Below are 19439 nucleotides of genomic sequence, written 5' to 3'. Positions count from 1 at the left end.
TTCTTTAGTCGTTATGGTTTTCTGGGTTCATGACTTCGACAACCACAGCTCCCGCACCCCGCAACGTGCGCTGGATCCTGTTGGGCGTGATGCTGGCGATGCTGCTGGGCATGCTCGACAACATGATCGTGGGCACCGCCATGCCGACGATCGTGCGCGAACTCGGCGGCCTCGACCGGCTGTCCTGGGTGGTCTCCGCGTACACCCTCGCCACCGCCGCCTCCACCCCGATCTGGGCCAAACTCGGCGACCTGTTCGGCCGCAAACCCAACTTCCTGGCCTCGATCGCGATCTTCCTGCTCGGCTCCGGACTGTCCGGGGCGGCGCAGAACATGGATCAGCTCATCGGCTTCCGCGTGCTGCAGGGCATCGGCGCGGGCGGGCTGGCCGCGGGCGCGTTCGCCATCATCGGCGAACTCGTGCCGCCCCGGGAACGCGCCAAGTACATGGGCATGACCGCCTCGGTCATGGCACTGGCCACCATCGGCGGGCCGCTGGTCGGCGGCTTCGTCACCGATCACGCCGGGTGGCGGTGGGCGTTCTATCTGAACCTGCCGCTGGGACTGATCGCGCTGGTGTGGTGCCAGCTCGCACTGCATCTGACCGCGCGACGGCCCAACGCGAAGATCGACTATCTCGGTGCGGCGCTGCTGACCGTCACCATCTCCGCCATCGTGCTCGTCGCGACCTGGGGCGGCTCCCAATACGCTTGGGGCTCACCGCAGGTGCTCACCGTCATCGCCGTGGCACTGCTGGGCCTGCCCGCCTTCCTCTGGTCGCAGACCCGCGCGCCCGAGCCGATCATTCCGCTGAGTCTGTTCGGCAACCGCAACTTCGTACTCACTTCGGTGCTGTCGGTGGTGGTCGGTGTGGCCATGTTCGGCGCGGTCAGCTTCTTGCCGCTGTTCCAGCAGACCGTCCAGGGCGCCTCGGCGTCGAACTCCGGACTGTTGCTGCTGCCGATGATGGTGCCGATCATCGTGGTCTCGCAGATCGCGGGCAAGGTGATGAGCAAGACCGGCAAGTACAAGATGTTCCCGGTCGCGGGCGCCGCACTGCTCACGGCCGGCAGCATCGCGCTGGCCACCATGGGCACCGATACCAGCCGGTTCACCGCGGGCCTCTACATGGCGATGTTGGGCGCGGGCATGGGATTCCTCATGCAGATGACCGTGATGATCGCGCAGAACAGCGTGCAGATGAAGGACATCGGTGCGGCATCCGGGGTTTCGACCCTGTTCCGGACGCTGGGCGGTTCGTTCGGCGTGGCCCTGTTCGGCGCGCTGTTCAACCGGCAGGTCACCGGGCACGAGCATTTGGCCGGGGTGGCCGCGGGAATCGACAGCATCTTCACCTGGTCGGCGGTGCTGTGCGCGGTCGGGCTGATCGCGGCGCTGTTCATCGTGGAAGTGCCGCTGCGGCAGGCCGGGCCGCCCGCCGCGGCTCCGGCCCCCGCGAAAGAGCCGGTGTCGCAGACCTAATCGTTCCGATCGACCGGACCGGGCTGTGCCGCTTCCGCCAACGCCTTCAGGCGATACACGGAGCGGTACAGCCCGTCGAGCGCGAGATTGTCGCGCGGACGGCCGATCGGGCCCGACAGGCGCAGCAGGTGGAGAAGCGGTGCGCCATGGGACCATTCGCGATACTCGGTCACGGTCGTCCCGCCCTCGGCGGGCTCGAGCAGGTAACCCCAGCGGGTGCCGATGAGGTGCACCCGGAACTCGAAATGCCGGGCCGGTTCCACCACCGTCACCTCGCAGGGCGTGGCCCACGGCACCGGCCCGATCCGATTGAATCCGACGAACCAAGCGCCGACGACCGGCCGGGTGACGCGCCCCAGCCATTGCGCCCCAACGTTTTCCGGACTCCACCGCCCCATCTGGGTGACATCGGAGACCAGCGCCCACAGCGCCTCGGGCGGTGCCGCCACGAACAGCGACAGCTCGTCACGGATTCCGGTGTCGGTCCTCGTGTGCACGAGTTCGGCGGGACGTCGCGTCAGACGGGACAACATGGGACCACCTCGTTCGACAGGCTGTCTCAGACGATAACCCCGCCGAATGATCCGGTCAATCGGTCGCGAATTCCCTAGCCGGAGTTGCGCAGAGCAGTGGCCAGGCCGTTCATGGTGAGCAGGATGCCGCGCTCCACGAGCTCGGAGGTGTCACCCGCGCGGCGGCGGCGGAGTAGGTCGACCTGGAGCTGGTTGAGCGGTTCGAGGTAGGGGAACCGGTTGTGGATGGATTCGGCCAGGGCCGGGTTGTCGGCTAGCAGTTCGTCGGTGCCGGTGATGGCGGCGTGCATGCGGACGGTGCGGGAGAATTCGTCGCAGATCATGCCGAAGACCTTGTCGCGCAGGGCTTTGTCCGGGACCAGGTCGGCGTAGCTGGCGGCGATGTCCATGTCGGCCTTGGCCATCACCTGGGCCAGGTTGGACAGCACGGTCTGGAAGAACGGCCAGCGGCGGTAGAGATCCGACAGGGTGGCCAGCCGGGCCGGGTCGTCGCCGATCCACTGCTCGAAAGCCGTTCCGGTGCCGTACCACCCGGGCAGCATGACCCGGGATTGACTCCAGGCCATCACCCAGGGAATCGCACGCAGGTCGTAGACGGAGTTGGTGGGCTTGCGGGAGGCGGGACGACTGCCGAGGTTGAGGTCGGCGACCTCCGCGATCGGGGTCGAGGCCCGGAAGTAGTCGACGAAGCCGGGTGTCTCGTGCACCAGCCGGGCATACGCCGCACGCGCGGATTCGGCCAGCTCGTCGAGGATTTCGTAGGCCGGTTCGGCATCTGCGCCCAGGCCCTCCACGTCCAGCAGGGTGGATTCCAGCGTGCCCGCGACCAGCGCCTCCAGATTGCGGAAGGCGGTGCCGGAGTCGGCGTACTTGGTGGAGATGACCTCGCCCTGTTCGGTCAGCCGCAGCGCACCGCGCACCGCACCGGCGGGCTGGGCCAGGATGGCGTCGTAGCTGCGGCCACCGCCGCGGCCCACGGTGCCGCCGCGACCGTGGAAGAGCCGCAACCGGATTCCGGTCTTGCGGGCCACATCGACCAGGTTCAGCTCGGCGCGATACAACGCCCAGTTGGCCGCCAGGTAGCCGCCATCCTTGTTGGAGTCGGAGTAGCCGAGCATGACTTCCTGCCGCATGCCGCGCGCGGCCACCAGGCGCTGGTAGGCGGGCACTTCCAGGGCGGCGGAAAGGATCTCGGCACCGCTGCGGAGATCGTCGATGGTCTCGAACAGCGGCACCACCCCGGCCGGGCTGGACGGCGGGGTGTTCGCGTCGCCCGGATCGAGAATGCCCGCTTCCTTCAGCAGCAATGCCGCCTCGAGCATGTCGCTGACGGAGGTGCACATGCTGATGATGTAGTTGGGCACGGTATCCGGGCCCAGATCGTCGAGCGCGACCTTGGCGGCGCGGACCACCGCGAGCTCCTTGGTCGCCAGCTCACTGAGCTGGGCGGTGGGCCCGACCAGCGGGCGGCGGGTGGTCAATTCGGCCGACAGCAACTCCACCCGCGCGGCCTCGTCGAGCGAGGCGTAGTCGGAATGCACTCCGGCCCAGGCGAACAGCTCGGCCACCACCTGCTCGTGGGTTTCGGAGTTCTGGCGCATGTCCAGACCTTGCAGATGAAAACCGAAGGTCTCCACCGCTGCCCGCAGCGCGGCCAGTCCTTCGTCGGCCAGCAGCCCGTCGCCCGAGGCCCGCATGGAGCCGTCCACGACGTTCAGATCGGCCAGCAGCTCTTCGGGACCGGCGTACGGGTGCGCGTCGACATCGATTCCGTCCGCGGGGATCTCCCCCAGCGACCGCCGTGCCGTGGCGCTGAGCCGGGCTCGGATGCCGCGAATGGCACGCCGATACGGTTCGTCGGCCCGCTGCGGTGAATCGTCGTAGCCCGCATCGGCGAGCGCCGCGAGTTCCGGTGTCACCGGCACCAGCCGCGCCGACTGCGACAGCGTTTTCTCCAACTCCACCAGCGAGCTCAGGTAGCGCTCGAAGGCGACCGCGCCCGCCCGGTGCGTGGCGCGGTGCACCACCTCGGCGGTGACGAACGGATTGCCGTCCCGGTCACCACCGATCCAGGAACCGGGCCGCAGGATCGGCCGTGCCAGCAGATCGTGTCCCGGCCAGCGTTCCCGCAGCGCGGTCCGCACCTGATCGTTGATGCGCGGAATGACGTCGAACAGGGTCAGGTCGTAATAGCGCAGTCCGACCTCGATCTCGTCCTGAATCCGCAAGCGCGCCAGGCGGATCAGCGCCGCTCGCCACAGCTGCAACACCTGCCGCCGGATATCGACCTCGAGCTCGGCGAACTCCGGCTCGTATTTGTTGTAGCGCTGCCGCTGTCGCATCAGCTCGGTGATGTGGCCCTGCACGTCGAAGATGGTGCGCCGCCGCGTCTCGGTCGGATGCGCGGTGATGACCGGGGACACCAGGGCGTCGGCCAGCAGATCGGCGACCGCGTCACCGTCCGGGCCGGCGGCGTCGAGCTTGCGGTAGGTGGCGGCCAGGCTGGAGTCCTGGGGCGGCTCCCCCGCCGCGAGGTGCACCGCGCGGCGGCGATCGCGCTGCAGGTCTTCGGAGAGATTGGCCAGCAGCAGGAAATGACTGAAGGCGCGGATCACCGGAATGGCGGTGTGGATGTCGACATCGCGGAGCATGTCGGCCACCGCGCTGCGCTCCACCTCGGAGCGGCGGATCTTGAAGGCCTCCACTCGGACCCGCTCGATCAGGTCGAAGATCTCCGCGCCCTCGTGGTCGCGAATGGTGTCACCGAGGATCCCGCCGAGGAACCGGATGTCGTCGCGCAGTGGCGCGGTCGCTGTCTCGATCTGGTTTACCTGCACTACGTTCACCTCTCCGAAGCAGTGGCTTCTTTGTCCCGGGCCGCTTATGGCAGCCCGCTCAACCTGTGCTCTTGGCTTGGCTCAACCCATTCGGCGCGGACCGATGTCGAACCTGTTGGGTTCCGGTCCGATCCGCACTCGCCCGTACAGCACGGCCGCGCCCTCCGGCGAGGCCAGCACCGGTTCGCACTGCAACTCCCGCACCTCCGGCAGGTCGTCGCACAGCGCCGAGATCCGTTGCGCCAGCTCGGCCAGCGCACCCTTGTCCACCGGCTTGCCGATATCGCGGCCACCGACCGTGCCCGACAGCAGCGGGGCGGCGCGGGGCGCGTCGATGAGCTCGGCCGATTCCGCCTCGGTCAGCGGCAGCGCCCGGTACACGCGGTCGCCCAGCAGGTCGATGATGGTGCCCGACAGGCCGAAACTGATGACCGAGCCGAACGACGGGTCGTCCTGCACCCGGAACATACAGCCCACGCCCTTGGTGGCCATGCGCTGAATGTGCACCGGATTGCCGGAGATCTCGGTCAGATCGATGAAGGCGCGCCGCACCTCGTCGCCCCGCCACAGATCCAGCCGCACCCCCGTGAGATCCGGGCGGTTGCGCCACATTTCACCGGTGGCCTTGGCCGCCACCGGGAAACCCAGCTCCTCGGCGGCCACCAGGGCGGCGTCGGCGTCGCGGACCTCCCGGAACTCGACCACGCGAATCCCATAGCAGCCCAGCAGTTCCGCCGCCTGCAGATCGGTCAGCCAGTGCCCGGTGTCGTCGGACATCCACTCGGTCACCAGTTCTCGCGCCCGCGCGGTGTCGACCCCGTCGGGGCGCACGATCGGCGAGAGCGGCCGGGTGCGCCAGTCGGCATAGCGGCGCACCCGCGCCAGTGCCCGCGCCGCCCGCTCCGGATCGCCGTAGGAGGGGATCGAGCCGCGCTCGAGGATGCCGCCCAGCCCGCGGGTGGCGAGCAGGTTCGACATGCCCTGATCGGCCACGAAGGTGGTGAGAACCGGTGTCTCCGGATCGGATTGGGCACCCGAGCGGATAGCCTCGGCGAAGGAAGCGACGGCGGCGGGCACCGGCGGCGAATAGATGACGATGACCGCGTCCACCGCGGGATCGCTGACCGCCGCAGCCACCGCGGTCAGGTAGTCGGCCGGACCGGCCTGCGGGCCCAGGTCGATCGGCTCCCCCGCCTCGAGGCCCTCACCGCTGGCAGCGTCGACCGCCAGCCAGCTGAGTGCGGCGCTGTTGCCGATCACCGCCAGCCGCGGTCCGGCCGGCAGGGGCTGATAGGCCAGCAGCATGGCGCAGTCGAAAAGCTCGGTGATGGAATCGACCTGGATGATCCCGGCCTGCGCGAACAGATTGCGCACCAGCGAGCGGTCCAGGTCCCGATCCCGGTCCACCCGCGCGACATTGCGGCCACTGTTCACGGCCACAATGGGTTTGGTGTGCGCCACCCGCCGCGCGATGCGGGAGAACTTGCGCGGATTGCCGAAGGTCTCCAGATACAGCAGCACCACATCGGTGTCCGGGTCGCCGTCCCAGTACTGCAGCAGGTCGTTCCCGGACACGTCGGCGCGGTTACCGGCCGAGACGAAGGTGGACAGCCCGAGCTGCCGCGCGGCCGCCTCACCGAGAATGGCCGCGCCCAAAGGACCGGACTGGCAGAAGAATCCGATCCGCCCGCGCCCGGGCAGTATCGGGGCGAGGGTGGCATTGAGCCCGATCGCCGGATCGGTATTGGCGATGCCGAGCGCGCTGGGGCCGACCACCCGCATGCCGTGCGCGCGGGCCGCGTCGACCAGGTCGCGTTCGGCCTGGTAGCCGTGCGGCCCGGTCTCGGAGAACCCGGCGGTCAGCACCACCAGGCCCTTGACGCCCTTGGCCATGCAGTCGTCGAGCACCGACCCGATCTCGGTGGCGGGCACCGCGATCACCGCCAGATCGACCTCGTCGGGGATATCGCGCACCGTCGGATACGCACGCACCCCGCGCACCGCGGTGCGCCGCCGGTTCACCGGGAACACCGGGCCCTGGTAGGCACCCGACAGCAGGTTGGCCAGCACCACGCCGCCCACCCGGCTGGTCGAGGGCGTGGCCCCGATCACCGCGATCGACTTGGGCGACAACAGATTCCCGACGCTGCGCGCCTCCGAGGCGCGTTCGCGCGAATCCCGCACCGACTGCAGCGCCTCAGTGGGGTCGATGGCGAACTCCAGGTGCAGCACCGAGCCGTCGCGGCTGCGCTGCACCTGATATCCGGCATCCCGGAACACCTGCACCATGGCGTTGTTCTCGGCCAGCACCTCGGCCACGAAGGTCTCGATATCGTTCTCGGCCGCCGCGCCCGCCAGATGCTCGAGCAGGATCGAGCCCAGCCCGCGGCCCTGATGCGCATCGGACACCACGAACGCCACCTCCGCCGAACGCGGCCCGGGACGGTCGGCGAGGAACTCGTAGCGGCCGACGCCGATGATGGCCTCGCCCAGCTCGATCACCAGCCCGACCCGATCCCGGTAGTCCACGTGCGTGGTCCGGTACAGGTCCTTGGGCGTCATGCGCGGGTACGGCCCGAAGTACCGCAGGTACCGGGTTCGGTCGGAGAGCGCCTCGTGGAAGCGCTCCAGCTCCGGCGCGTCGGCGGGCGTGATCGGGCGCAGCCGCACCACGCCGCCGTCGGAGGCCAGCACATCGGCGAACCAATGTTCCGGTGGCGGCGGCGGATTCACCGGCGTACCCGGGGTGTCCGGCGGCAGCGGCGGAGCGGGGACGGCGGGGTCAGTCACGGGGATCCTCCGGATCCAGGCCGAGCAGGCCGAAACTCGCCCGGCGCGTTGCCAATACGGATGTGTCCAGGGCCCGGCGGGCGCGGTCGACGCGCTCGTCACCGGTATCGCGGCCGCCACCGGGGCCGTCCCAGCGGGCGAAGGCGAGGTCCGCGCCGTCACCCATGGTCTCGGGCGCGGCCACGGTGGGCGCGTACTGCCCGACCTGTTCACGCCAGGCCGCCGGGGTCGGGGTGGCCGGATCGATGTCGCGGTCCAGTGCCGTGGCCAGCAGATGTGTCCAGGCGCGCGGCACCACCCGGATCAGCCCGTAGCCACCGCCGCCGACGGCGAGCCAGCGGCCCTCGGCGTAGGTGTCAGCCAGGTCGCGCATGGCCAGGAAGGCCGCGCGCTGACCGTCGATGCTGAGGTCCAGATCCGCCAGCGGATCCTCACGATGGGTGTCCACACCGCACTGGCTGATGATGATCTGCGGCCGGAACGCCGCCACCGCGCCCGGCACCACGGCGTGAAAACCGCGCAGCCACAGCGGGTCCCGGGTGCCCGGCATGATCGGCAGGTTGACGGCGGTGCCCTCGGCGGCGCCCGCGCCGGTCTCCTCCGGCCAGCCGGTGTTGGGCCACAGGGTCGCCGGGTGCTGGTGGATCGAGACGGTCAGCACGCGCGGGTCGCCGTAGAACATGCGCTGCACACCGTCGCCGTGGTGCACGTCCACGTCGATATAGGCGATCCGGTCGAATCCGTTGTCCAGCAACCACGAAATGGCCACCGCTACATCGTTGTACACACAGAACCCCGCTGCCGAGGCCGGCATGGCGTGATGCATGCCACCACCGATGCTCACCGCCCGCCGGGTGCGCCCGGCCGCGATCTCCTGCGCCGCGGCCAGGGTGCCGCCCACGATCACCGACGCCGCCTCGTGCATGTGCGGGAAGACCGGGTTGTCGGCCGAGCCCAGGCCGTAGGGCGGGGCGGCCGGGAGCGGGCCGGGCGGTTGCTGAGCGTGCTTGACCGCCTCGACGTACTCGTGGGTGTGCACGCGCAGCAGATCCGATTCACCGGCCGCCTCGGGTGTGAGCCGTTCCACCCCGTCGAGCAGTCCGAGTCCCTCCGCGAGCGCCATGGTGAAGCGCAGCCGCGCGGGGCGCATGGGATGTTCCGGCGTCCAGGCGTAGTCGAGGAACCGATCGGTCCAGACGACGGTTCCGTCACCGCGTGCGAGGCCAGGCATACCTGCCACGCTAGTGCGTCGGGCGAGTTCGTAGGCTTTGGAGGCTTTCGACACCGCAAGGCTGTCGTACCGGGATGGCAAGCTGGGCCGCGAAGCCGGGCCACACCGGAAACCCGCAGGGAACACGCTGTCTGTCCTTGGTGTTGACTCTGCGTTCGCAAAATAAGCTGACGCCCGGTGATGCCGCCGTGCATGGGTAGAATTCGTGCCGACGAAGGGGTTTAACAGGTGAAGGATCTGGTCGACACCACGGAGATGTACCTCCGTACCATTTACGACCTCGAGGAGGAGGGTGTCACGCCGCTGCGCGCCCGCATTGCGGAGCGCCTCGAGCAGAGCGGCCCCACGGTGAGCCAGACGGTCGCGCGGATGGAGCGCGACGGCCTGCTGACCGTCGCCGGTGATCGCCACCTCGAACTGACCGACAAGGGCCGCGGCATGGCCGTGGCCGTGATGCGCAAGCACCGGCTGGCCGAGCGGTTGCTGGTCGACATCATCGGGCTCGCGTGGGAGGACGTGCACGCCGAGGCCTGCCGCTGGGAGCACGTGATGAGCGAGGAGGTGGAGCGCCGCCTGGTCGAGGTGCTCAACCACCCCACCACTTCCCCCTACGGCAATCCCATTCCGGGCCTGGACGAACTGGGCGTCAAGCCCGGCGCCGGCGGCGACGAGAAGCTGGTCCGGCTCAGCGATCTGCCGACCGGGCAGGCGCAGGCCGTCGTGGTGCGTCGGCTCTCGGAGCACATCCAGACCGATCCGGAGACGATCAATCAGCTCCGCGAGGCGGGCGTGGTGCCGGATGCCCGCGTCACCGTGGAGACCAAGCCGGGCGCGGTCATCATCTCGGTGCCCGGTCATGAGGGATTCGAACTGTCCGACGAGATGGCGCATGCCGTCCAGGTGAAGTTGGTCTGACACGTGAAGCTTCTGGTTACCGGAGGCGCGGGCTACGTCGGTGGCGTCTGCGCGCAGGTTCTGCTCGAAGACGGCCACGAGGTGGTCGTCGTCGATGATCTGTCCACCGGCAATGCCGACGGCGTCCCGGCGGGCGCGAAATTCGTCGAGGGCGATATCGCCACGGCGGGTGTCGAGCTCATCGCGGCCGAATCCTTCGACGGGGTGCTGCATTTCGCGGCCCAATCGCTGGTCGGCGAGTCGGTGGTGGCGCCGGAGAAGTACTGGCACGGCAATGTGGTGAAGACCTTCGCGCTGCTCGAGGCGATGCGCGCCGCGGGCACCCCGCGGCTGGTGTTCTCCTCCACGGCCGCGGTGTACGGCGAGCCCGAGCAGGTGCCGATCGTCGAGGACGCGGCCAAGCTGCCGACCAACCCGTACGGGGCGTCGAAGCTCTCGATCGACTACGCCATCACCTCGTACGCCGCCGCGCACGGGTTGGCGGCGACCAGCCTGCGGTACTTCAATGTGGCCGGCGCGTACGCCGGGCTCGGCGAGAACCGTGTGGTGGAAACCCATCTCATCCCCCTGGTGTTGCAGACCGCGCTGGGTCAGCGCGAGTCCATCTCGGTGTTCGGCACCGACTACCCGACGCCGGACGGCACCGCGGTGCGCGACTACATCCACATTCGCGATCTGGCGCAGGCGCATCTGCAGGCGCTGGCGCAGTCGCAGCCGGGTGTGCACCGCATCTTCAATCTGGGCAGCGGCACCGGTTTCTCGGTGCGCGAGGTCATCTCCGCGTGCGAGCGGGTGACCGGGCTGCCGATCAACCAGAGCGACGCACCGCGTCGTGCCGGTGATCCGGCCGTGCTGGTGGCTTCCAGCGCCAAGGCCGTCGCCGAGCTCGGCTGGCAGCCGGAGCACACCGATCTCGACGAGATCGTCTCCGACGCCTGGGATTTCCTGCGCTCCCTGGGTGACCGCGCGCACTCCGCGCGCCGCTGATCGTCCCTCACGAGTTCGGCCCGAGGTCGACGCCCAGCGCGGCGGCGGCCTCGCGGCCGGACTCGGCGAGCTCACTCAAACGCTCCGGCCGCATGCCGGTGCGCAGCCCGCACTCCAGCAGATTCGCCATCCGATGCTGTGGGTCCGCGCTCAGCGCGGCATCCAGCGCCACCCCCGCCAGCGGTCCGTCACCGCGCACATAGGCGCAATAGCCCAGCAGCGCGGCCGCTTCGGCACGATCGGGATCCGGCAGCGCCCGGGCCAACTGCAGCCACAACGCCTCGGCCCCCGGTGCGTGCGGGCCGATGACGAACGCGAACGTCATGTCGCGCAATTCCTTGTCGCGCAAGGCCACCGACACGTCGGCCACCTGCCCGGACGTGAGCCGCGCACCGGCCTCGACGAGTTCCAGATACCGCAGCACCCGGCACATCTGGCGCCGCAGCTCGAGTGCCGTGTCACCGTGCTCCGCCAGGCGAGCCGACCGGCGCGCCGAGGCCGCGAGGGCGATGGGTATGGCAGCGGCGGTCGCCTCGCGCATGACCGGATCCACGGCGAGCACCTCGGTCAGCTCACGGCGCGAGCCACGCAGTGGCCGCCCCTCCAGCACATGGCGCAGCGTCACCAGCGAGGTCGCCGGATCGGGTTGCAACCCCTGCGAGCCCGAGTCCGACAGACTCCACCAGGGCAGCTCCGCACCGATGGCCCGCACCGCCCACGCCCCGGTGAGCGGCACCTCGACGGCATCCAGCCGATGTTCCAGCGCCGCAACGAGATCGCGATGCTTGCGCCCGCGCACGCCCGGATGCCGACTCTCCGGCGGCGTCGCGCGGTCGTCCACGATGAGCGCCAACGCCGCCGTGGCCTGGTGCCGCACACAGACATTCGCGACCTCGTCGACCAGGACCCCGGTCGCCGCCCGCCCCGGATTGTCCACATCCATCCGCGTCACCACCTCGACCACGGCCAACTGCGGCGACTGCGGATCGGCTCCCAGCACGGTCACCACCAGCGACCGCTCCGGCATGAACCCGAGCATCGCCGGAACCGCCGCGATCAGATCACCGGGCGCACGCAGGCGCGGCTCCGGCTCGGGCAGCTCGACGAGATGCGGCGGTCCCAGCGGTGGCAGGGGTTCGAAGGGTGGGGTGGGTTCGGTGGGCGTTGTCATGTGGTCGAGCGTGCGCCGGGCCACGGACCGGGATGGGTCGGCGACCACGGGATTTGCTGGGGCTGTGGATGTTCGGAGCAGATCCGCGCGAGCCGTGGAGTACTCGGCGCGCCCCGGGGAAATGCAAGCCCCGAATGTCGGTGGGGGCTGTTATGGTGCGCCGCGGTGACCGGGCCCACAGATGAAATGGATTCATTTCATTTCGCCCGAATCGAGCGGTTCACGCTGTTACAGTCCGGCTCGGCACTCGTCATCCGAAGTGCCGGAAGGAGTATCGCGTGCAATGAAGAGCACGACATTCACCGCCGCGGCGGCCGCGCTGACCGCGGTAGCCGTGCCCGCGCTGCTGGCCCCGACCGCCTCGGCCGATACCAACCAGGTCCGAGTCGACAATGTCTCCGACAGCCAGCAGTGCGCGCCCAACAAGCCGTGCTACGTGCGGGTCCGGGTGTCCGGCGACAATCGCCTCGACCAGGTCTCGATCTCGGTGAACGGCAATGTGGTCGGCTATGCCGTCCCGGTCCAGGACCAGTGGGATGCCAATTCCGCGACCGCGCAGGTCACCTGGGTGCCGACGGACTACGGCAACTACACCGTCAGCGCCGCGCAGGACAGCTCGACCGCCTCGATCGGCTACGCCCTCAACGCTCCGCCCACCACCGGTGGCGGCGGCTCCTTCGGCGGCCTGCTGCCGACCGGTTCCGCCGGTTCCGCGGGCTGATCGGCGGCCCCGGGCTGGGCAGAGCCCGGGTTCACCGATCCGCCAGGGCTATTCGTCCCCGGTCCCGGCCAGGATCGCCAAGTAGTGCGGATTGGTCATGATGCCCAGGACATTGCCGAACGGGTCCACCACCGACGCCGTCACGAATCCGGTCCCCTCGCCGCGTTCGATGATCGGCTCGTACACGGTGGCCCCGAGTTCGAGCAGGCGTGCGAAGGTGGCGGCGACATCGTCGACGTGCCAGTTCACGATCTGACCGCCCGGCCGATCCGGATGGGCGGGCGCGAACTTCTTGTTGATGATCCCGAGCTCGGCCTGGTAGTCACCGATCCGGAACTCGTAGTACCCGCCCGGCACGGTGAAATACGGTGCAACACCGAGCAATTCGCTGTACCAGTCCTTGGCCGCCTCCAGATCGTCGGCGTAGTAGTTGACGGTCGCCATTCCGCGCAGCATCTCGGTCGTCTCCTTCATCAGGGGGTGGTGATCGGTATGTATTCATCATCGCGCTCAAAGTGCTCACCGAATGAGCACTTTTACGACGAAAATTCCGGGTATGCGCGCGGATCGATTGGTGGCCACCCTGTTGTTCATGCAGACCCGGGGCCGGGTCACCGCGGCCGCGGTCGCCGCCGAGCTCGAGGTGTCGGTGGCGACCGCGCGCCGGGACCTGGAAGCCCTGTCGGCGGCCGGGATTCCGGTCTATCCGCAACCGGGACGCGGCGGCGGCTGGGCACTGGTCGGCGGTGCGCGCACGGATCTGAGCGGCCTCACCGCCGACGAGGCCCAGGCACTGTTCCTGCTGCTGGGACCGGTGGCCACCGCCACCGGAGCCACCAAGTCGGCGTTGCGGAAGCTGTTGCGCGCCTTGCCACAGCCCTTCCGCAGCGAGGCCGAGGCGGCGGCGGGCGCGATCGTGGTGGACCCGGCACGCTGGGGCGAAGCCGAGGCCGAAGCACCGGAACGGGTGACCGAGCTGCAACGAGCGGTGGTGCGCCGCCGCCGGATCCGGCTCGACTACGACCGGGCCGGGCAGCGCACCTCGCGCCTGGTGGACCCCTGGGGTCTGGTGGACAAGGACGGCATCTGGTACCTGGTGGCGGGCACCGAGCGGGGACAGCGGACCTTCCGGGTGGATCGGATCGCGGCGATCGAGACGACCGACGAGATCGCCGACCGGCCCGAGGATTTCGACCTGTCGACGGCCTGGTCGGAGGTGGTGGAGGAGGTCGAACGGCATCGATCCACGCTCTCGGCGACCGTGCTGGTCCCGGAGTCGCTCGCGCCGGTGCTGCGCCACCAGCAAGGGCGGCACTGCGTCCTGGAGGGTCCGGCCGGAGACGGCCGGGTACGGGCCCGCATCACCGCGCCGACGGCGTTGATGATCGCGCAGCAGCTGGCCGGTTGGGGCGCGGCCGTGGAAGTGGTCGAGCCGGAGTCGGTGCGGGCCGAACTCGCCCGGCTCGGCGCGGAGCTCCTGCGGCGCTACGCGATTACCGGGCAGTAACCGCTGCCCGGTTATGCGATAACCGAATCATGTTGCAGCACTGGCGATTTCGCGAAAATCAGCGGTCCGTCACTGTTACAGTCCGCCCGGCGCGACCCCTTCAACGCGCCGAGAGGATTCCCGATGAGTAACCCGAACTATCGAATGCTTCGACGGCCCGCCGTCGGCGCCGGTGCGGCCGCCGCACTCGCCGTGCTGGCCGGACCGATGCTGGCCGGTCCGGCCGCCGCATCCATCGCCGGTGTCAGCGTCGCCGGCCTCACCAGCGACAAGGTCTGCTCGGTCGCCGACGGCTGCACCATCCAGGCCCAGCTCAGCGGCGCCGACCAGCTGAACCCGGTCGATTTCCTGGTCAACGGCACCGTGATCGGCACGCTCACCCCGACCTCCTTCGGGAACGGCGCCGCCGCGAATCTGCCGTGGCACCCGGACGCCGACGGCACATACACCGTGGGTGTCCGGCAGGGTCTCTCCTCGAGCTCCATCGTCTACGTGGTCGGCAAGGGCGGCGCGTGCCCGCCGATCTCCTCGCTGTTCCCGGGTTCGTCGAGCGGCGGCTCGTCGAACAGTGGCTCGGCAGGCAGTGGCTCCGCGGGCAGTGGTTCCGCCGGAAGCGGTTCCGCGGGCAGTGGTTCGGCCAGCGGTTCGGGCAACGGTTCGTCCTCGGGTTCGAATACCCCGCTGCCGGTCTGCTGATCGGGCCCGGGAGCCGAAAACATGGGCAGGGGTCGGCTCCCCTCCCCCGGGTCTAGCCCTTGCGGACCTTGCGCAGCGCGGTGGTGAACAGGGTGTCGAGGCCCTCACCGTCGGAGGTGGACCCGGATGTCATGTAGGTCACGTTGATTCGTACATCGCCGATCTGGCCGATCAGGCTCTGCAGCTTGCGGGTCAGCCCGGTCTGACCGTTCTCGGTGCCGATCGTGCGGGTGAGCGCGAGCGTGTCGTCGGCATTCGACGGCGGTGCCGGATCGGACTTGGTGGTCACCACCGTGGTCACCCCGGAGTGCCCCAGGCGCACGGTCCCGCACTGCTGCAACTGATCTCGCAGCGTGGACAGCGGCTTGTCGGATCGAGTGAGCACCACCGTCAGCGTCGCGCGCGCCTCGTCGTCGCTGCCGACCGCAACGGCCGGTCCGGCGCTCGGTGTCGCGGGCACACAGCCGCTCGGATCCACCTGCGCCCCCGGCAGATAGCCGTTCGTATCATCGGCCGCCTGCTTGGCGGTGTCCGCGGGTAGTGCCATCGCGGTGTAGCGCGACGGGAATTGCGAAGGGTCCGGGAGCAGTGTGGCCAGTCCGCCATCGGCACTCGCCAGGGGTGTGACGGGATTGCGCGCGGCGATCGGATGACCCGACACGGAGCTGGAGCATCCGGCCAGCAGGCCGCCCACTAACAAGAACCCCACGGCCGGTGCGGACCTGCGTTGCCAGCTGCGCATGGGGATTCGGTAGGGCGCGGTCACTCTGTCCACTATGCCGAAAATCGGCTGTTCACACCGATTGCCACGCCGCTCGGGGCCGGGTCGGGAATGCGTGTCCCGCTTCGGCGTGTTGCACCCCGAGTGCGGGTGGTGCACACCTGTCATGCCCATGAGGGACAATGAGAGTTGGTCGCGCAAGTGGGCCACGCAGGAAGGAGCACGCGATGGACTACGAGTCGCGAATGTACGAGCTGGAATTCCCGGCTCCGCAGTTGTCGTCCGACGACGGCTCGGGTCCCGTGCTGGTGCACGGCCTCGAGGGCTTCACCGATGCCGGACACGCGGTGCGCCTGGCCACCACGCACCTGAAGGAAAGCCTCGAGCACGAACTGGTCGCCTCGTTCGATATGGACGAGTTGCTCGACTACCGCTCGCGGCGGCCACTCATGACCTTCAAGACCGACCACTTCTCCGATTACACCGAGCCGGAACTGAGCCTGTGGGCGCTCAAGGACACCGCCGGTACCCCGTTCCTGCTGCTGGCCGGGCTCGAACCCGACCTGCGCTGGGAGAAGTTCGTCACCGCGGTGCGCCTGCTGTCCGAACAGCTGGGCGTGCGCCGGACCATCGGACTTTCCGCGATTCCCATGGCGATTCCGCACACCCGACCCCTCGGCGTCACCGCGCACGCCTCGGACTCGGATCTGATCGGTGACCATCAGCGCTGGCCGGGCGAGCTGCAGGTACCGGGCAGCGCGTCCTCGTTGCTCGAGTACCGGATGGCCCAGCACGGGCACGAGTCGGTCGGGTTCTCGGTGCACGTGCCGCACTACCTGACCCAAACCGCCTACCCCGAGGCCGCGCAGACGCTGCTGGAGAACGTGGCCGAGAACGCGGGCCTCGAACTACCGTTGGCCGCGCTCACCGACGCCGCCGCGCGGGTGCGCGAACAGGTCAACGAGCAGATCGCCGGCAACTCCGAGGTGGAGACCGTGGTGCAGGCGCTGGAACGCCAGTACGACAGCTTCGTCACCGCGCAGGAACGCCAGTCCAGCCTGCTGGCGAGCGAGACCGATCTGCCCACCGGCGACGAGCTGGGCGCGGAGTTCGAGCGCTTCCTGGCCGAGCAGTCGGGGTTCAGCGAGGGGCCGGCCGGGTTCACCGAGGGCGACGGGCCGGAGAACCCGCCGCTGCGGTAGAGGTCGTTAGCGGGTTTCGCGGCAACGCCCGGTAACGTGGGGCGACGTGCAGCTGTCCGAATTGGTTCCCGACCGTGCCGTATCCGACGTGGACCCGGATTGGTTGTACGAGACCTTCGCCGACTGGGCGAGTTCGCAGGGCCTGAACCTGTACCCGGCGCAGGAAGAAGCGCTGCTGGAACTGGTGACCGGGTCCAACGTCATCCTCAACACCCCGACCGGGTCCGGTAAGTCGCTGGTCGCCTTGGGCGCGCACTTCGCGGCGCTGAACAAGGGCGAGCGCAGCTACTACACCGCACCGATCAAGGCACTGGTGAGCGAGAAGTTCTTCGCGCTGTGCGAGGTCTTCGGGGCGGACCGGGTCGGCATGGTGACCGGTGACGCGGCGGTGAACCCGGACGCGCCCATCATCTGCGCGACCGCGGAGATCCTGGCCAATCTGGCGCTGCGCGAGGGCGCTTCGGCCAAGGTCGGCCAGGTCATCATGGACGAGTTCCACTACTACGCCGATCCGGATCGCGGCTGGGCGTGGCAGGTGCCGCTGATCGAGTTGCCCGGGGCGCAATTCCTGCTCATGTCGGCGACGCTCGGTGAGGTCGACTTCTTCGCCGAGGACCTGACCCGTCGAACGGGCCGCGAGACGGCCGTGGTGTCCGGCTCGGAACGGCCGGTGCCGCTGAGCTTCTCGTATGTGCGCACCCCCATCACCGAGACGCTCGAGGATCTGGTGACCACCAGCCTCGCGCCGGTGTACGTCGTGCACTTCACCCAGGCCGCCGCCATGGAGCGCGCGCAGGCGCTGATGAGCGTGAACATGTCGTCCAAGGCCGAGAAGGACGCCATCGCCACGGCCATCGGCGAATTCCGTTTCGCCACCGGCTTCGGCAAGACGCTGTCGCGATTCATCCGCCACGGCATCGGCGTGCACCACGCGGGCATGCTGCCCAAGTACCGGCGGCTGGTGGAGAAGCTCGCGCAGGACGGACTGCTGAAGGTGGTGTGCGGCACCGACACTCTCGGCGTCGGCATCAACGTGCCGATCCGCACCGTGCTGCTGACGGGCCTCACCAAATACGACGGCGTGCGCACGCGGCGACTCAATGCCCGTGAGTTCCACCAGATCTCGGGGCGGGCCGGGCGCGCGGGCTACGACACCCTGGGCACCGTCGTGGTGCAGGCGCCCGAGCACGAGGTGGAGAACGCGCGGCTGATCGCCAAGGCCGGTGACGATCCCAAGAAGCTCAAGAAGGTCGTCAAGCGCAAGCCGCCCGAGGGGTTCGTGTCCTGGTCGGAGGAGACCTTCGACCGGCTGGTCGGCGCGGCGCCCGAGCCGATGATGTCGCGGTTCAACGTCACCAACTCGATGCTGCTGAATGTGATCGCACGCAAGGGCAATTGCTTCTACGCCATGCGGCATCTGCTCGAGGAGAACCACGAGCCGCGCGCGGCGCAGCGCAAGCACATCCTCAAGGCGATCCGGCTGTATCGCGCGCTGCGGGACGCGGGCGTGGTGCAGCAGCTCGACGAGCCCGATCAGTACGGCCGCCACGCCCGGCTGATGGTCGATCTGCAGCGGGATTTCGCACTGGATCAACCGCTCTCGCCGTTCGCGCTGGCGGCGCTGGAGCTGCTGGACAAGGAGTCGCTGACCTACACCCTCGATGTGATCTCGCTCATAGAGTCCACTTTGGAGGATCCGCGCCAGTTGCTCATGGCGCAGCAGCACAAGGCGCGCGGCGAGGCGGTCGCGGAGATGAAGGCCGACGGCATCGAATACGAGGAGCGAATGGAGCTGCTCGAGGAGGTCACCTGGCCCAAGCCGCTGGCCGTCGAGCTGATCGAGCCCGCGTTCGAGACCTACAAGGCCGGGCATCCGTGGGTGTCGGAGTTCGAGCCGTCGCCGAAATCGGTGGTGCGCGAAATGGTCGAAAGGTCCATGACGTTCGCCGAATTGGTGTCCGGTTACGAGCTGGCCCGCTCCGAGGGCGTGGTGCTGCGCTATCTGGCCGACGCCTACCGGGCGCTGCGACGCACGGTGCCCGAGCAGGCGCGCACCGAGGAACTCGACGACATCACCGAGTGGCTCGGCGAGCTCATCCGGCAGGTCGACTCCAGCCTGCTCGACGAGTGGGAACAGCTCACCAATCCGGGCGCGGAAGCCGATGACCAGCAGGTTGCCTTCGGCGCGGAGACCGTGCGGCCGATTTCTGCCAACGAACGCGCGTTCCGAGTACTGGTGCGCAACGCCATGTTCCGACGTGTGGACCTGGTCTCGCTGCATCGCTGGGAGGCCCTCGCGGAACTCGGCGACGAGCTGGATTGGGAGGCCGAGATGAGCCCCTATTTCGACGAGTACGCCACGATCGGGACCGGTCCGAATGCTCGGGGCCCGAAGCTCTTCCAGGTGGAACAGCGGCCCGGCTTCTGGCATGTACGCCAGGTTCTCGACGATCCGAACGGCGACCACGGCTGGTCGATCGACGGTGTGGTCGATCTGTCCGAGTCCGATGCCGCGGGTGAAGTGGTGTTCGACGAGGTCTCGGTCCACGCGGGCTGAGCGCGGGCCGTCAAGGGCCGATTCACAGTCTGTTAAGGACTCGTTCACATACCTGCCGGGCGGCTGTCCGCGGCGTCTCGGCGTCATACT

General features: G+C 68.9%; 15 protein-coding genes. 8 read left to right on the top strand and 7 right to left on the bottom strand.

Features of this window, described 5'->3' with window-relative positions; genetic code table 11:
* The first annotated feature begins 29 nt into the window (after nt 1–29).
* The gene (locus tag ACYVN4_RS34955) at nt 30–1481 is read left to right on the top strand and encodes an MDR family MFS transporter (protein ID WP_460726559.1); all 1452 of its coding nucleotides are present in this window, start codon (nt 30–32) and stop codon (nt 1479–1481) included.
* Here the strand turns inward: ACYVN4_RS34955 and ACYVN4_RS34950 are convergent.
* The 4 genes from ACYVN4_RS34950 to ACYVN4_RS34935 all read right to left on the bottom strand — a co-directional run bounded on the left by ACYVN4_RS34950 (nt 1478) and on the right by ACYVN4_RS34935 (nt 8872).
* Nucleotides 1478–2014 carry an SRPBCC family protein gene (locus ACYVN4_RS34950; RefSeq protein WP_460726557.1) on the bottom strand — a complete coding sequence of 179 codons (537 nt, stop codon included), beginning with the start codon at nt 2012–2014 and terminating at the stop codon, nt 1478–1480. The two genes, ACYVN4_RS34955 and ACYVN4_RS34950, sit on opposite strands and share 4 nt — an antisense overlap.
* A gap of 74 nt (nt 2015–2088) precedes the next feature.
* Entirely contained in the window at nt 2089–4851 is a 2763-nt protein-coding gene (gene ppc, locus ACYVN4_RS34945; RefSeq protein ID WP_460726555.1) for a phosphoenolpyruvate carboxylase, read from the bottom strand.
* 81 nt (nt 4852–4932) lie between these two features.
* The gene (locus ACYVN4_RS34940) at nt 4933–7584 is read right to left on the bottom strand and encodes a bifunctional acetate--CoA ligase family protein/GNAT family N-acetyltransferase (protein WP_460726855.1); all 2652 of its coding nucleotides are present in this window, start codon (nt 7582–7584) and stop codon (nt 4933–4935) included.
* A 49-nt stretch (nt 7585–7633) separates the two neighbouring features.
* Nucleotides 7634–8872 (bottom strand): acetoin utilization protein AcuC, encoded by a 1239-nt coding sequence (locus ACYVN4_RS34935; protein WP_460726553.1) that lies wholly within the window; start codon nt 8870–8872, stop codon nt 7634–7636.
* 228 nt (nt 8873–9100) lie between these two features.
* Between ACYVN4_RS34935 and ACYVN4_RS34930 the strand changes: the two genes are divergently transcribed.
* Nucleotides 9101–9787, top strand: a complete 687-nt coding sequence (locus ACYVN4_RS34930) for a metal-dependent transcriptional regulator (protein ID WP_460726551.1) — start codon at nt 9101–9103, stop codon at nt 9785–9787.
* Between the two features lie 3 nt (nt 9788–9790).
* A complete protein-coding gene (gene galE / locus ACYVN4_RS34925; RefSeq protein ID WP_460726549.1) occupies nt 9791–10774 on the top strand; it encodes a UDP-glucose 4-epimerase GalE in 984 nt (327 codons plus the stop codon).
* 7 nt (nt 10775–10781) lie between these two features.
* Here the strand turns inward: galE and ACYVN4_RS34920 are convergent, their stop codons facing one another.
* Complete coding sequence (locus tag ACYVN4_RS34920; RefSeq protein ID WP_460726547.1) at nt 10782–11945, bottom strand: DUF4192 domain-containing protein; 1164 nt, start codon at nt 11943–11945, stop codon at nt 10782–10784.
* A 283-nt stretch (nt 11946–12228) separates the two neighbouring features.
* Between ACYVN4_RS34920 and ACYVN4_RS34915 the strand changes: the two genes are divergently transcribed.
* On the top strand, nt 12229–12666 hold the full coding sequence (locus ACYVN4_RS34915; protein WP_460726545.1) for a hypothetical protein: 438 nt from the start codon (nt 12229–12231) through the stop codon (nt 12664–12666).
* 48 nt (nt 12667–12714) lie between these two features.
* Here ACYVN4_RS34915 and ACYVN4_RS34910 read toward each other — a convergent pair whose 3' ends face one another.
* The gene (locus ACYVN4_RS34910) at nt 12715–13122 is read right to left on the bottom strand and encodes a VOC family protein (protein WP_460726853.1); all 408 of its coding nucleotides are present in this window, start codon (nt 13120–13122) and stop codon (nt 12715–12717) included.
* Nucleotides 13123–13222: 100 nt separating this feature from the next.
* On the opposite strand from ACYVN4_RS34910, the gene ACYVN4_RS34905 reads away from it, so the two are divergent.
* Entirely contained in the window at nt 13223–14173 is a 951-nt protein-coding gene (locus ACYVN4_RS34905) for a helix-turn-helix transcriptional regulator (protein ID WP_460726543.1), read from the top strand.
* A 123-nt stretch (nt 14174–14296) separates the two neighbouring features.
* Nucleotides 14297–14869: a hypothetical protein gene (locus ACYVN4_RS34900; protein WP_460726541.1), complete on the top strand. Its 573-nt coding sequence runs from the start codon at nt 14297–14299 to the stop codon at nt 14867–14869.
* A gap of 52 nt (nt 14870–14921) precedes the next feature.
* Here ACYVN4_RS34900 and ACYVN4_RS34895 read toward each other — a convergent pair whose 3' ends face one another.
* Complete coding sequence (locus ACYVN4_RS34895) at nt 14922–15635, bottom strand: sensor domain-containing protein (protein ID WP_460726539.1); 714 nt, start codon at nt 15633–15635, stop codon at nt 14922–14924.
* Nucleotides 15636–15817: 182 nt separating this feature from the next.
* Here ACYVN4_RS34895 and ACYVN4_RS34890 point away from each other — a divergent pair, with 182 nt between their 5' ends.
* The gene (locus ACYVN4_RS34890; RefSeq protein WP_460726537.1) at nt 15818–16792 is read left to right on the top strand and encodes a proteasome assembly chaperone family protein; all 975 of its coding nucleotides are present in this window, start codon (nt 15818–15820) and stop codon (nt 16790–16792) included.
* Nucleotides 16793–16880: 88 nt separating this feature from the next.
* Complete coding sequence (locus tag ACYVN4_RS34885) at nt 16881–19349, top strand: DEAD/DEAH box helicase (RefSeq protein WP_460726851.1); 2469 nt, start codon at nt 16881–16883, stop codon at nt 19347–19349.
* Nucleotides 19350–19439 lie beyond the last annotated feature (90 nt).

Source organism: Nocardia heshunensis (assembly GCF_054782115.1).
The sequence above is the reverse complement of the archived record's forward strand: the minus strand, read 5'-3'. Positions and strand labels throughout refer to the sequence as shown.

Bases quoted from the DNA above. Each gene is read 5' to 3' on its own strand.
- ACYVN4_RS34955 (WP_460726559.1), top strand. From the start codon at position 30: ATGACTTCGACAACCACAGCTCCCGCACCCCGCAACGTGCGCTGGATC.
- ACYVN4_RS34950 (WP_460726557.1), bottom strand. From the start codon at position 2,014: ATGTTGTCCCGTCTGACGCGACGTCCCGCCGAACTCGTGCACACGAGG.
- ACYVN4_RS34935 (WP_460726553.1), bottom strand. From the start codon at position 8,872: ATGCCTGGCCTCGCACGCGGTGACGGAACCGTCGTCTGGACCGATCGG.
- ACYVN4_RS34920 (WP_460726547.1), bottom strand. From the start codon at position 11,945: ATGACAACGCCCACCGAACCCACCCCACCCTTCGAACCCCTGCCACCG.
- ACYVN4_RS34915 (WP_460726545.1), top strand. From the start codon at position 12,229: ATGAAGAGCACGACATTCACCGCCGCGGCGGCCGCGCTGACCGCGGTA.
- ACYVN4_RS34910 (WP_460726853.1), bottom strand. From the start codon at position 13,122: ATGCTGCGCGGAATGGCGACCGTCAACTACTACGCCGACGATCTGGAG.
- ACYVN4_RS34905 (WP_460726543.1), top strand. From the start codon at position 13,223: ATGCGCGCGGATCGATTGGTGGCCACCCTGTTGTTCATGCAGACCCGG.
- ACYVN4_RS34900 (WP_460726541.1), top strand. From the start codon at position 14,297: ATGAGTAACCCGAACTATCGAATGCTTCGACGGCCCGCCGTCGGCGCC.
- ACYVN4_RS34890 (WP_460726537.1), top strand. From the start codon at position 15,818: ATGGACTACGAGTCGCGAATGTACGAGCTGGAATTCCCGGCTCCGCAG.